Genomic DNA, 13642 nt, shown 5'->3' on the forward strand with positions numbered 1-13642 from the left:
CAATTCACCCGGTTTTGGTGGCTGAAAGGCTGAATTCTGGATAACGTTAAGCCATCAACAACTAAAGGATGTGGCGAGATGGCGGTTATTCAGGTAGAGCAGGTCCGCAAGACCTTCGGGGCGAGAGATGCGCTGACAGAGGTGTCCTTCAGTATTCCAAAGGGGGAGATTTTCGGGTTCCTTGGTCCGAGCGGTGCAGGGAAAACCACCTTGATTAAGATTCTGACTGCACAGCTGAAGCCGTCAGGCGGAGCGGCCAAAGTATTCGATCAGCCGGCAGAGGCGATGCAGCAGTCGGCCCAGAAGATGCGTTTTGGCATTCTGACCGATAACAGCGGCCTGTACGAGCGGTTGTCCATAGAGGAGAATCTGGAGCTGTACCGGAAGCTGTATGAGCTTCCCCGCTCTGCGGTGGATCAGGTGCTGCAGTTCGTTAATTTGAGCAGTGAGCGCAAAAAGAAAACAAATACGCTGTCCAAAGGAATGCGTCAGCGGGTGATGCTGGCCTGCGCCATTATCCATGAGCCGGAGCTGCTGTTCCTGGATGAGCCGACCTCGGCACTGGACCCTGTGAATTCAGCGCATATCTATAAGGGCTTGCGTTATCTGAATGAGAAGGGCACGACCATCTTCATCACCACGCATGATATGGCGGAGGCAGAGCTGCTCTGTAACCGTGTGGCGATTCTCTACCAGGGACGCATCCAGACCATCGGCTCTCCGCGGGAGCTGAAGCGGCAGCACCGGGAGAACGTGATCCGGGTGGAGCTGACCAGCGGAGAGGCTCATGAGCTTCCGGTGGACGGGGATACGGCGGACCGGATCGCGGATTGGATGAAGCGGGGGCTCATTGAGCGGGTAGAGACGAAGGAACCGAGTCTGGGTGATATTTTTATCAAAATGACGGGAAGTGAGCTGCTATGAACATCTCCTATAAGCGGGCCGGCGCGATCTTTGTGAAGGATTACAAGGAATTCTCGCGCAATTATGCGCTATCCATTATGCTGCTGTTTCCGATTATGTTTGCGCTGCTGTTCAAAAGTGCAGGTACATCCTTGCCGGGAGCCGCCGGACTTCTGTTCAACAGCTCGTTTGTGCTGCTGACCTGCTTCGCTCAAGCCTGTCTGATTGCGGAAGAGAAGGAGCGTAACACGCTGCGGTCCCTTATGATGACTCCGGCTACTACAATGGATGTGCTCATGGGCAAAAGCAGTCTGGTCTTTGTCATGTCAGCGGTGGTTCTCACCATCACTGCCTTGTTATTTGGCTATGAGCCTGCAAATATAGGGGCATTTATAGCCGCGATCGTGCTTTCCATTGTACTCTACACGGCAGCCGGGACGATCTGCGGTCTCTATTCCAAAACCTTGCTGGATGCGTCCTTATCGATCATCCCGGTAGCCTGCATCTTCATGGGTGCACCGTTGGTAGCAGTATTGGCGAAGGATTATCCAGTATTAGGAGTGCTGGACTATATGCCAAGCAGCCAATTAATACATTTGCTGAACCTGAGCCCTGCCGGTTATCCGGCAGCAGAGGTGTGGTCGCCTCTGCTGATTATTGCGGCATGGACAGTTGTGCTGACGCTTGTGTCTGTAGTGCTGTACCAGAAGCGGCTCCGCGACGAATAGACTGGCGGTGCTGTGCGGATTATGGCGCAGGCCGCGCCGAAGGCTGGATAGAACGCCAAGAAAGCCGCTCCCGGGAGGGGGCGGCTTTCTTGCGCTGCGTACAGCAAACTTCAAGCTTTTACACCATATTAGGAATCTCTACGGCAGGGTCTGTCTCCGCTTCATAGTCTACGCCTTCGGTACGGAAGCCGAACAGATGGAAGAAGTCGTCCTGATAGCCTGCCAGATCCGCCAGCTCAGGCACATTACCCGTCTCCAGCTCATTCCAGCGTCTCATGACCTCGATCTGCACATCCTCGCGCATCTCCCAGTCGTCAATGCGGATCAGGTGGCTGCCGTCCGCAGCGGCTTCACCGCCGTTATACAGATGGTCCGCGAACAGACGGTACATCTGCTGGATGCAGTTCTCGTGCAGCTCCTTCTCCTTCATGACTCTGTACAGGGCAGAGATATACAGCGGCACTACCGGGATCGCCGAGCTGGACTGGGTAACCAGTGCCTTATTCACGGATACGAAGGCCCGGCCCCCGGTAGCGGAGAGCTGTTCGTTCAAGGCAATAGCGGTCTGCTCCAAATGGTTCTTCGCCTGGCCGATAGTTCCGTCCTTGTAGATAGGATGCGTAATCTTGGGGCCGATATAAGAGTACGCTACGGTAGTTGCTCCATCTGCAAGCACACCGGCCTCCTGCATCTGGCTGATCCACATGCCCCAGTCTTCTCCGCCCATCACGGCGATGGTCTGGCGGACTTCATCCTCTGTAGCCGGTTCAATGGTAACGGTGGTGACCTCTCCGGTATGGAAGTTCATCGTCTTGTTCGAATAGGCTTGGCCTACCGGCTTAATTACCGAGGAGAACAACTCCCCGGTTACCGGATGGGTGCGGCGAGGGGAGGCCACGCTGTACACGACCAGATCAACGGTGCCGAATTCGGCTTTGATCAGATCAATGGTTGTGGTTTTGATGGCGTCCGAGAAGGCATCGCCGACGATGCTGAAGGATTTCAGCCCCTGCTTGGCTGCTTCACGTTCAAAGGCAGCAGAATTGTACCAGCCTGCGGAGGCGGTGCGGGTGCCTTCAGCAGCCTTGTCGAAGAAGACGCCGATGGTGTTCGCGCCCGCGCCAAAGGCAGCGGCAATCCGCGAAGCCAGTCCATAGCCTGTGGAAGCGCCGATGACCAGCACGTTCACCGGGCCGGTAAGCTTCTTTTGGGAACGTACATAATCAATCTGTTCCTGTATTTGTCCGGCACATCCCTCCGGGTGAGCTGTTGTGCAGATAAAGCCGCGTGTTTTTGGCTGAATAATCATCAAGGATATCCCCTTTGTTTTAGTTTTTAACTTTTTTCGTTAATATAGAGTATAGCAAATGATGGCATAGAAAGATAAGCCTTCAATATAACGAATAGCAATTTTGTAGGCCTGCCGCTAATAATTTGCAACTTTTCCCAATCCGCAGCGTCAGTGGATAGAGAGGCTATGGAGAATTCGGGGAGGGCTTGGCATGGGTAAAAGATTATCCGTACTTATACTAACCGTGCTGATTTTGGGCGGCTGCAGTGGAGGAGGTTCGGGCATGAATTACACGGAGAGACAGGCTGCCGCAGCAGAGCTTGATCCGGCTCTGGCTGAGAGCAGCAACCAATTGGGCGTGAAGCTGTTCAGCCAGTTATGGAAGCAAGGGGGCGGGAACCTGACGATATCCCCTTACAGTGTAGCTGCCGCTCTGGCCCTGGCCTATAACGGCAGTGCCGGCGAGACGGCAGAGGAGCTGGGGAAGCTGCTGGGCTATGCGCCGGGCGAACGGCAGAAGCTGAATACCGGCCATCAGTCATTAATGAAGCTCATGAATCATGGAGGACCGGGCGTGGAGCTGAAGATCGCGAATTCGGTCTGGGGGATGAAGGGCCTGCCGCTGCGCAGAGACTATCTCAAGACCGGTAAGGATTTCTATGATGCGCAGATTAAGACCACGGACCTGGCTGCAGAGAAGTCTGTGAAGGAGATTAACGGATGGGTGGCAGACCATACGGGGGATAAGATTCAGGAGATGCTCACGGAGCCGCCCGGACCGCAGGCTGTGGCCGTCCTTGTCAATGCGCTGTATTTCAAAGGCGGCTGGACCGATGTGTTCGAGGAAGAGGCTACGAAGCAGGCGGACTTTTATCCACCGGACGGACCGGCAGTGCAGGTGATGATGATGAAGCGGGGCGGAATGTTCGAGTATGCAGCGCATGAGGATTGGCAGGCGGTAAAGCTTCCCTACGGAGAGGGACAGCTGGAGATGGTAGTGGTTCTCCCGGGTGAACAAGCTTCGCTCGCGGAGCTTGTGAGTCATCTGGAGCAGGGGACTCTGCCTCTGGATGAAGGGTTCTCCAGTACCCCGGGGACGCTGCTGTTGCCAAGATTTACGGCCAGCTATGGGACAGAGCTCTCCAAGGCGCTGCAGGCGCTGGGCGTGAAGCTGGCTTTTGATCCGAACCGGGGCGATTTCTCCCTTATGGCGGATCTGGACGACCCGATATATTTTGCACAGGTCATCCACAGAACCTATATCGATGTGAACGAGCAGGGAACGGAGGCAGCGGCCTCTACTCTAATTCAAATGGATGCCGGAGCAGCGCCTCCAGCAGATAAGCCCTTTGAAATGAATGTTAACCGGCCGTTCCTGTACGCTATCCGGGACACGCAGACCGGAGTCGTGCTGTTTCTTGGAGCAATTGAGAATCCGCAGCGCACGGATTGAATCCGCCCTGGGATGAATTTCAAGCATTTACGCATAAATGATCCCTTCACAGGTCACAATAGGAAAAAACCAGAATGAAGGGATTAACGTGAATGCTTTTCGCCTGAAAAAACAACTGTGGCGGCGGTGGAGACGCTGGAAAAAAGCTCCCTGGGTAGGTGCGGCATGCCTCGTGCTGACGTTGCTCGCCTGGCGCGGCATGCAGGTTCCGGAAGAGATCAGCACGCTGCTTAAATCTTCGTCATTCCTGAGCGGCAGCGCAGGGCAGAACCTGGAGCCCGGAAGCAGCTTGCCGGCTGTAGCCGCCGTATATAACCATACAGACGATGATACCGGAGAGGATGCCGCCGTGATGAACAGTCAGGAGCTGCTGAAGGCTGTGGGCAAGGAAGCCATTAGCAGAACGGTGCATCTCAGGACCCTCTTTGTAGCTGGTGAAGAGGTGCAGACCCTGCCCGGCAAGCAGACCCCGGCCCAGCTTAACGAGCTGATTGTCCGCCATGCGGGCTGGAGCGGCAGGATTAGCCGGGAAGGAGACCTGTGGCTGGAGCAGCGGGTCAATGACCTGTCGCCGCTGACCAAGAAGGAAGCTTACTTCGGGGTGGACGAGCAAGGCAACCTGACTTTGTTCCAAGGACCGCCCGAGGCGGAGCGGGTCATGAAGACCTTTTTCCAAATGGACATGGGCTCGATTAAATCCTCTTTGCCCAAGGGCATCTGGGAGCAGCTTCATCAAGGCATCCGGGTGCAGGATCTGGAGGAGTACAACAGCGTACTCTCCACCTTCAGCGACTATGCGCGTGATTCCTCGGAACAGGTGATGCATCCGGAGTGAGGGAGACTATAGAATTAGCGGCAGCATGAAGACCCGCGGCGCGCAAGTGGCCTGCGGGTCTTTTTGTGCGGGGAATGAAGGGGATAAATCCCATACGTGATGCAGAAAGTGGGCTGAATGAGTAAATGAGAGGGATAAATCCCTCTGGTGATGCAGAAAGTAGGCTGAATGAGTAAATAAAGGGGATAAATCCCATAGATTCGGCTGAAAGAGGGGCAAACGTGAAATTTAAAGGGATAAATCCCATACGGTGCGCCAAGTGCGCCTAAAGGATCGTAGCGAGGAGCATTAGTACACCTGAATTCACCAGAAACGGGCCAACTGAGCAAACGAGGAGCATTAGTGCCCCTGAATCTCCTGGGCCCTGACATGTAGACAAACAATAGCGTTACAAATCCCCGGGGACAAACTTTTTGTCTCCCGGGGAATTTTTTTTGCTATAATGGGTGGAAGGAATACATATGTTCGCTTTAGGGCCGGATTATCCGCCCGGGCATAGGGGAGAGAGAAGGATCTTGCGCATTTTGGGGATTGATCCGGGGCTGGCGATTGTCGGCTTTGGCTTCGTAGATAAGGTTGGCAACAAATTAACACCCGTCCAATACGGCTGCATCCAGACCGAGGCACATACCCCGGAAGAAGAGCGTCTGCTGCATGTCTATGAAGGCATGGTACAGCTGATAGATAAATATAAGCCGGATGCGGTAGCGGTAGAGAAGCTGTTCTTCAGCCGCAATGTGACCACGGCTCTGCCGGTGGCGCAGGCACGCGGGGTGCTGATTCTGGCAGCCGTGCAGCGCGGGCTTCCGGTGGCAGAGTACACCCCAATGATGGTGAAGCAGGCTGTGGTCGGTTACGGCAAGGCGGAGAAGAAGCAGGTGCAGGAGATGGTCAAGCTGCTGCTCAAGCTAACGGCTGTGCCGAAGCCCGATGATGTGGCGGATGCGCTGGCGGTAGCCGTATGCCATGCCCATTCCGTGAGTCTTAATTCCAAATTAAATGAGGTATTGCGAAAATGATAGATTTTCTTAGAGGGCCGGTTGCACATTTGGAGCCGGAATATGTTGTGCTGGATGTGCAGGGCGTAGGGTACCGGGTATTCTGCCCGAACCCTTATGCTTTCGCCAAGACTGAGGGTCCGGTGACTGTGTTCATTCATTATCAGACCCGCGAGGATGCTACGCTGCTGTTCGGATTCCCGTCACGTGAGGAGCAGAGGCTGTTCCGCAAGCTGATTGAGGTATCGGGCATCGGCCCGCGTGTCGCGCTGGGCATTCTGACCGGCGGAACGCCGGACCAGCTGATCGCGGCGATCTATCAGGAGAATATCACCTTCCTGACGAAGCTGCCGGGGATCGGCAAGAAGACGGCGCAGCGGATGATTCTGGATCTGAAGGACAAGCTGGACGGCTTCGGCGGGGCAGCCTTGCAGACAGGATTGTTCGCAGTGGCGGCTGAAGCGCAGAGCAAGGCAGAGGCACTGCCGTGGGAAGAAGCCCGGGATGCGCTGAAGGCGCTTGGTTACACCGATGCCGAGCTGGACCGGGTGCACTTGAAGATGAAGCAGGAAGGCACGGACACCGGACCGGTGGATGTGCTGATGAAGAAGGCGCTGGGGCTGCTGTATATCGCCAAATAGGATAGGTCCCTGAAGAACGGAGTGAGGAAGAATGGATGACCGGATTATATCGGCTAATCTGATGATGGACGAGCAGGCGGTGGAATTAAGTCTGCGCCCCCGTTATCTGGGTGAATATATCGGCCAGAACCAGGTGAAAGAGAACCTGAAAATATATATAGAAGCGGCCAAGATGCGCAGCGAAGCACTGGATCATGTTCTGCTCTACGGACCTCCGGGTCTCGGCAAAACGACGCTGGCCAATATTATTGCCAACGAGCTGGGAGTCAATCTGCGGACCACCTCCGGCCCGGCAATTGAACGGCCCGGCGATCTGGCGGCGCTGCTGACGAACCTTCAGGAAGGCGATGTGCTGTTCATTGACGAGATCCACCGTCTGCACCGGACGGTGGAGGAGGTCATGTATCCGGCGATGGAGGATTTCGCGCTGGATATTATGATTGGCAAGGGGCCGAGTGCAAGGTCGGTCCGGCTCGATCTGCCGCCCTTCACGCTCATTGGGGCGACGACACGCGCGGGACTGCTGTCTGCTCCGCTGCGTGACCGCTTCGGAGTGGTCAGCCGGCTGGAGTATTACACCATCGATGAACTGAGCTTCATCGTGGCGCGCAACGCTGAACTGCTGGGCATCGAGATTCTGGGCGATGCAGCGGAGGAGATTGCCCTGCGGGCCCGGGGGACGCCGCGGATTGCCAACCGCCTGCTGAAGCGGGTACGCGATTACGCCCAGGTCCGGGGCGACGGAATCATCACCCCGGAGATTGCCGCCGAATCGCTGAAGATGCTCCAGGTGGACCCCCGGGGGCTGGACAGCATCGACCATAAGATGCTGCAGTCCATGATCAGCTCTTTCCGGGGCGGGCCTGTCGGACTGGATACCATCGCCGCTACGATAGGCGAAGAGAGCCAGACCATTGAGGATGTATACGAGCCTTATCTGCTGCAGATCGGTTTCTTGCAGCGTACGCCGCGCGGCCGCATTGTTACGCCTGCGGCGTATCACCATCTGGGCCTTCCGCTTCCCCCGCAGCAGAACTGATTGCTGAGAAGCCTGCCCATAGTACAACATCTTGCGTAGGATCTGGGCTACAAACCAAAGTTGATTTATCACTAATACTTTATAGGAGGCCTACAATGAAACTTGCGAAGTGGACAACAACAGGAATCGGGCTGCTGGGCCGGGGGGCTCTGGCTGCATTGCTTGCAGCAGGCAGTCTGCTCATTCCGGCAGATCACGCCCGCGCCGATTCCGGCGGGCCTATCCGGGTTGCACTGTATGCCGACATTGGCAGCAAATATAAATCTACCGTACCGCTGGTAACCCTGCAGTCCGAGCAGAGCTTCAGCCTGCTTCCGGCAGCCGGCGGCAGCCCGTTATTGTCGGTTCCGGCCCAGAATAAGGTCCGTGTCAGTCTGGACGGGTTCCGGGTGAAGGTGCTGGAGACGCCAAGCTGGCAGACCGCTGCGGATGCGGCGAAGAAGCTTCAGTCTTCTTCCAATAAGCCGCAGATCTTCATGGCTGCAAGAGGCGGAGCTAAGGTATATCAGCTATATACCGGAGGCTATGCCAGTGAGAGTGCAGCCAATAACGGGCTGAACGCAGTCCTCAAAGCCGGTCTGGCGATTCCTGAGGGGCAGACACCGGCGGTGGCCGGAACCAAGCATCTGTCTGCGGGCTCCTACGCTACACTTGAGGAAGCCCAGGCGGTAGTGAGCAGTCTGACCACTGCCGGCTTAGATGCCTGGCCGGTATTCATATCCGGTGAGGGCGGCAGTGCGCGGACCGAGGTATGGGTAGGCGAGGCTTCAAGTGACAGCGAGCTGGCAGCGGTCTCTGCTTCGGCAACTGCGCTGCTTCCTCAGCTTGCTTTGACGCCTGTGGCTCCGGGTGCACCGGGAGTAATGATCCGCATGGACGCAGGGCTTGATTTCAACAGCGAAGTCCAGGCCTTTCATTATCTGTTATCCGGAAGTAACGCAAAGTTCATTTTGTCCGGCAATGATAAGGGAATTATGCTTACAGAAAGGTCCAAGCGGATCTATCGCGGCGATATGGAGCTTGGCAATCTGAATGGTTCATTGTCAGTCATTAACGTGGTTCCGCTGGAGCAATATCTGTATGCCGTAGTGGGAGGAGAGGTATCCTCTAGCTGGCCGGAAGAAGCGCTCAAGGCCCAGGCTGTAGCGGCACGCAGCTACGCGTTGTCCCAAGGGAACCGTTTTGATGTTGCCAATGTGGTGGATACAACGCTCAGCCAGGTCTATAACGGAATTGGTGCAGAAGCACCCACTATCATCAAGGCAGTCGATGCAACCGCAGGTGAAGTGCTGCAGAGCGGCGGCAAGGTCGTAGAGGCGGTATTCTCCTCGAACAGCGGCGGCGTTACGGCTGACCCGTCGGAAGTATGGAACAGCGGCGGCAATTATGCCAGTGTGGCCAGCGCAGAGGATGTGGCTGCGGTGGGTTCGGCCAAGAAGTGGTACTATGTACTGCTGGACAGCGGCGTTTCCGGCTATGCCCGGGAAGATAACATCAAATTAACAGGCGATAAGACAGCCGCAGGGCTCTCCATTGCCACAGCCACAGCCAAGGATGTGAATATCCGGCCACTTCCTGTTGTTGACAGCAGTGCTGCTCCGGCAGGCAAGCTGAATCCCGGCCAGAACGCCGTCGTGCTGAATCAGGTCTATGAATCTGGAAGCTACAGCTGGATTAAGGGGCCGTATTCTTCAGCAGAGCTGCTGAAGAGCCTGGCCGGCAAGACCAGCGGCACTCTGCCCTCTTCCATAACCACTCTGGAGGTTACCCGGCGCGGACCATCGGGAAGAGCAGTGGAGGTCAAGGCGAACGGCCAGATCCTGCAGGTGAAGTACCCCGATTTGTTCCGTTCCTCCTTCGGCGGATTGCCCAGCACCTTGTTTGATATTGTACCTGCCGGAAGTTATACTGTATTAGGCGCTGACGGCTCTACAGCTGCTATCGGCAGAACAAGCTCGGCCGGAGTGCTGTCTGCATCGGGTCAAGTGACGTCCAGCGGAAGCGGAACGGTTGTAATGGGCGCGGATCAGACCGCAAGAGTCGTCACTGGCAGTCCGGGCTTCTATTTCATCGGCTGGGGTTACGGGCACGGACTCGGCATGTCCCAATGGGGCGTGAAGGGAATGGCCGACAAAGGGTATGATTATAAGCAAATATTGCAACACTATTTTAATAACGTTACTATAATTAAGAATTAAGGAATGAAGATCCTATTATGAATGTTGAACTTTATGATTTCAATCTGCCGGAGGAGCTGATTGCCCAGACTCCGCTTGCCGACCGCAGTTCATCCAGACTGCTGCTGGTAGACAAGGAGAATGGACAACTGGACCACGGTCATTTCACGGATATACTGGGGCAGTTCCGCCCGGGAGATACGCTTGTACTTAATGATACACGGGTTATTCCCGCCAGACTGTTCGGAGTCAAGGAAGATACCGGAGCCAAGGCAGAAGTCCTGCTGCTTAAGAATCTGGAGGGTGACCGCTGGGAAGCGCTGGTGAAGCCCGGCAAGAAGCTGAAGACCGGAGCGGTCATCGTCTTCAGCGAAGAGCTTCGTGCCGTGATTGAAGATGAGGCGGATATGGGCGGGCGGACACTCCGCTTCATCTATCAGGGGATTTTCCAGGAGATTCTGGACAGGCTCGGCTCCATGCCGCTCCCTCCCTATATCAAGGAAACCCTGGATGACCGTGAGCGGTATCAGACCGTGTATGCCCGGCATGAAGGCTCAGCGGCAGCACCGACAGCCGGATTGCATTTCACCACAGAGCTGCTGGAGCAGATTGCAGCCATCGGTGTGAATATCGTCTATATCACACTTCATGTCGGTCTGGGGACTTTCCGTCCAATGTCTGTTGAGACCGTGGAAGAGCATGTCATGCATGCCGAGTATTTCGAGCTGTCCCAGGCTGCGGCAGATGCGCTTAATGAAGCCAGAGCAAGGGGCGGAAGAATAATAGCTGTAGGCACAACCTCCTGCCGGACCCTGGAGACCGTAGGGAGACAATGCCAGGGCGGGCCGGTTGAGGCATGCAGCGGCTGGACGGATATTTTTATCTATCCGGGTTATGAATTCACTGTTGTTAACGCACTGATCACCAATTTCCATCTGCCCAAGTCAACCTTGGTCATGCTGGTAAGCGCTTTGGCTGGCCGGGAGCTGATTCTCGCTGCGTATGAAGAAGCGATTAAGCGTCAGTACCGGTTCTTTAGCTTCGGCGATGCAATGTTCATTTATTAAGCAAGAGGAAGGGTTAAACTAATGGCAGCCATCACTTACGAACACATTAAGACCTGTAAGCAATCCGGGGCACGGCTCGGAAGAGTCCACACCCCGCACGGAATTATTGAGACACCTACGTTCATGCCGGTCGGCACTCAGGCTACTGTCAAGACGATGAGTCCTGAAGAGCTTAAGCAGATGGAAGCGCAGATTATTCTGAGCAATACGTACCATCTGTTCCTTCGTCCGGGACATGAAATCATCGGCGAAGCGGGCGGCCTGCATAAGTTCATGAACTGGGACCGCCCGATCTTGACCGACAGCGGCGGCTTTCAGGTATTCTCCCTGAGCGATATGCGTAAGATCACCGAGGAAGGGGTTCATTTCCGCTCCCATCTGAACGGGGACAAGAAGTTTCTGTCTCCCGAAGTCGCTATGGAGGTCCAGAATGCGCTCGGTTCCGATATTATGATGGCCTTCGATGAATGCCCGCCTTATCCGGCAGAATATGAGTATGTGAAAAAATCGCTTGAACGCACCACCCGCTGGGCCGAACGCTGCCTCAAGAGCCATGCCCGTCCAAATGACCAGGGGCTGTTCGCCATCGTGCAGGGGGGCATGCATGAGGATCTCCGCCGCCAGAGTGCGGCTGATTTGACTTCCATGGATTTCCCGGGGTATGCTATTGGGGGACTCAGCGTCGGAGAGTCCAAGCAGCTTATGTATGAAGTGCTGGATTACACGGTTCCGCTGCTGCCGCAAGGCAAACCGCGCTATTTGATGGGCGTAGGTTCACCGGATGCGCTGCTGGAAGGGTCAATCCGCGGAATAGACATGTTCGACTGTGTTCTGCCTACCCGCATTGCCCGTAATGGAACAACGATGACCAGTCAGGGGAGACTCGTCGTGCGCAATGCGCAGTATGCCCGTGATTTCGGGCCGCTGGACCCGGAGTGTACCTGTTACACCTGCCGGAACTATTCCCGTGCTTATCTGCGTCATCTGATCAAGGCCGACGAAACCTTCGGCTTGCGGCTGACAACGTACCATAACTTACACTTCCTGCTGGAATTGATGCGTAAAGTGCGTGAAGCCATCATGGAAGATCGGCTGCTTGATTTTCGCGATGAGTTTTTTGCACAATACGGATTATATGATAATCTAAAAGGCTTCTAGAGCGTACGGAGTGTTCATGTTTATTCTTGAAAGGGGGGAAATGATATGTCACAATTTTATATGGCAGCAGGTTCAGGCGGCGGAGGCAGTATTCTGGGTCTAGTAGGTCCTTTTGTACTGATGTTTGTCGTGTTCTACTTCCTGCTGATTCGTCCGCAGCAGAAGAAGACCAAGGCACGCAACGGAATGCTCAAAGCGCTGAAGAAGGGCGATAAGGTAGTTACCATCGGCGGTCTGCACGGAACGATCATGGAGATTTCGGATGACATCGTTATTCTGCGGGTTAATGATGTGACCCGATTGACGTTTGACCGGGGCTCGATCAGTCACGCGGTTGTGGAAGTAGAAGACAAGATGTAATAGTCTCTCTGCCAAATTACATAAAAATCGGCGTTTCTCCTAGGAGAAAACGCCGATTTTTTTATATAATGCTTATCAATTGCTGGCACTACCGTGTATTCGTGACCCGGCCCCGCACTCTAAGGCCCTGTTCCCCGCTGCGCAGGGTAAGCTTGGCAAGCGGTACGGCGATAGCCGTGGACAGCACAGCCAGCAAAGTGCCGCCAATCATGTCGGTCAGCCAGTGAATGCCAAGATAGAAGATTCCAAACACGATAATAACAGCTGAGATTGTACTGATCACCATCCAGCGGCGGTTGCCGGAGCGGTAAGCGAGCAGGGCCATGGATACGGAAATAGCGGTATGCAGGCTCGGGAAGCAGTTATTGAGACCGGATAGCGGCCGGTATTCCTGTTCAAACTTCGGGAAAACATCAAGCATGACAAACCGTACCCCTGCAGGCGCATAGGACCATACCTCGTTAACCGGAAAGTACAGATAGAACGGAATAGCGATAGCATAGGTTAAAATAATGGTGTAGCAGGTCGCATAGAGGATCACACGGTTTTTGTCCAGCAGATAGACCCCGAGCGAGGCCGCCAGCACGGCCTGCAGCATGAAGATATAGAAGAAGACAATTACCGGTGTCAGCCAGGGAGCGTAGAATAGCTCTTGAACCATCCGGACGAAATGCCCCTCCAGGCCGAAGATAAAGCCGGTGTAATCTGCGGTCAGCCGCATCTTCTCTTCGATCTGCAGCTCATATTTATTCAGGGCAAGAATGCTGAACATTCCTATAATAATGAGTGTAAATTTATAGGACCGCAGCAGCTCTCTCCCGATTTCAACTAAGGCCATCAGCGGATTGCGCCCTGCGCCGATCCAGATTAGGATTACAACAATGGCTACGGTATACACAACTACAAGATTCATGGACTGGTACAGCAAAGCATTCGAAGCCTCCTTGATAATCACTCTTATGAAGTCAGATATAGGTAGTGTACCATATTTT

The 13642-nt window shown here is 54.8% G+C and carries 13 protein-coding genes; 11 read left to right on the forward strand and 2 right to left on the reverse strand.

Annotation, left to right across the window (positions count from 1 at the left end; genetic code table 11):
• Positions 1 to 78 precede the first annotated feature (78 nt).
• Entirely contained in the window at positions 79 to 924 is an 846-nt protein-coding gene (locus NSU18_RS27285; protein ID WP_341017298.1) for an ABC transporter ATP-binding protein, read from the forward strand.
• On the forward strand, positions 921 to 1631 hold the full coding sequence (locus NSU18_RS27290; protein WP_341150532.1) for an ABC transporter permease: 711 nt from the start codon (positions 921 to 923) through the stop codon (positions 1629 to 1631). The genes NSU18_RS27285 and NSU18_RS27290 overlap by 4 nt, the downstream gene beginning before the upstream one ends.
• A 118-nt stretch (positions 1632 to 1749) precedes the next feature.
• Here the strand turns inward: NSU18_RS27290 and fabV are convergent, their stop codons facing one another.
• On the reverse strand, positions 1750 to 2940 hold the full coding sequence (gene fabV / locus NSU18_RS27295) for an enoyl-ACP reductase FabV (protein ID WP_341150533.1): 1191 nt from the start codon (positions 2938 to 2940) through the stop codon (positions 1750 to 1752).
• Positions 2941 to 3133: 193 nt separating this feature from the next.
• Here fabV and NSU18_RS27300 point away from each other — a divergent pair, with 193 nt between their 5' ends.
• The 9 genes from NSU18_RS27300 to yajC all read left to right on the forward strand — a co-directional run bounded on the left by NSU18_RS27300 (position 3134) and on the right by yajC (position 12650).
• A complete protein-coding gene (locus NSU18_RS27300; protein ID WP_341150534.1) occupies positions 3134 to 4375 on the forward strand; it encodes a serpin family protein in 1242 nt (413 codons plus the stop codon).
• A 37-nt stretch (positions 4376 to 4412) separates the two neighbouring features.
• Complete coding sequence (locus NSU18_RS27305) at positions 4413 to 5210, forward strand: BofC C-terminal domain-containing protein (RefSeq protein ID WP_341017303.1); 798 nt, start codon at positions 4413 to 4415, stop codon at positions 5208 to 5210.
• A gap of 515 nt (positions 5211 to 5725) precedes the next feature.
• Positions 5726 to 6229: a crossover junction endodeoxyribonuclease RuvC gene (gene ruvC, locus NSU18_RS27310; RefSeq protein WP_036690559.1), complete on the forward strand. Its 504-nt coding sequence runs from the start codon at positions 5726 to 5728 to the stop codon at positions 6227 to 6229.
• Positions 6226 to 6849 carry a Holliday junction branch migration protein RuvA gene (ruvA, locus tag NSU18_RS27315; protein ID WP_341017304.1) on the forward strand — a complete coding sequence of 208 codons (624 nt, stop codon included), beginning with the start codon at positions 6226 to 6228 and terminating at the stop codon, positions 6847 to 6849. The genes ruvC and ruvA overlap by 4 nt, the downstream gene beginning before the upstream one ends.
• Before the next feature lie 31 nt (positions 6850 to 6880).
• Entirely contained in the window at positions 6881 to 7888 is a 1008-nt protein-coding gene (ruvB, locus tag NSU18_RS27320) for a Holliday junction branch migration DNA helicase RuvB (protein ID WP_036732369.1), read from the forward strand.
• Between the two features lie 95 nt (positions 7889 to 7983).
• The gene (locus tag NSU18_RS27325; RefSeq protein WP_341150535.1) at positions 7984 to 10086 is read left to right on the forward strand and encodes a SpoIID/LytB domain-containing protein; all 2103 of its coding nucleotides are present in this window, start codon (positions 7984 to 7986) and stop codon (positions 10084 to 10086) included.
• 17 nt (positions 10087 to 10103) lie between these two features.
• Positions 10104 to 11132, forward strand: a complete 1029-nt coding sequence (gene queA / locus NSU18_RS27330; protein ID WP_341017306.1) for a tRNA preQ1(34) S-adenosylmethionine ribosyltransferase-isomerase QueA — start codon at positions 10104 to 10106, stop codon at positions 11130 to 11132.
• A 21-nt stretch (positions 11133 to 11153) separates the two neighbouring features.
• On the forward strand, positions 11154 to 12290 hold the full coding sequence (gene tgt, locus NSU18_RS27335; RefSeq protein ID WP_341017307.1) for a tRNA guanosine(34) transglycosylase Tgt: 1137 nt from the start codon (positions 11154 to 11156) through the stop codon (positions 12288 to 12290).
• A 45-nt stretch (positions 12291 to 12335) separates the two neighbouring features.
• A complete protein-coding gene (gene yajC / locus NSU18_RS27340) occupies positions 12336 to 12650 on the forward strand; it encodes a preprotein translocase subunit YajC (RefSeq protein ID WP_341017308.1) in 315 nt (104 codons plus the stop codon).
• Between the two features lie 88 nt (positions 12651 to 12738).
• On the opposite strand, the gene NSU18_RS27345 is transcribed toward yajC, so the two are convergent.
• On the reverse strand, positions 12739 to 13605 hold the full coding sequence (locus NSU18_RS27345; RefSeq protein WP_341150536.1) for a phosphatase PAP2 family protein: 867 nt from the start codon (positions 13603 to 13605) through the stop codon (positions 12739 to 12741).
• Positions 13606 to 13642: the final 37 nt, after the last annotated feature.

The sequence above is a fragment of the Paenibacillus sp. FSL H8-0048 genome (assembly GCF_038002825.1).
In the GTDB taxonomy this organism is placed as follows: domain Bacteria; phylum Bacillota; class Bacilli; order Paenibacillales; family Paenibacillaceae; genus Paenibacillus_AQ.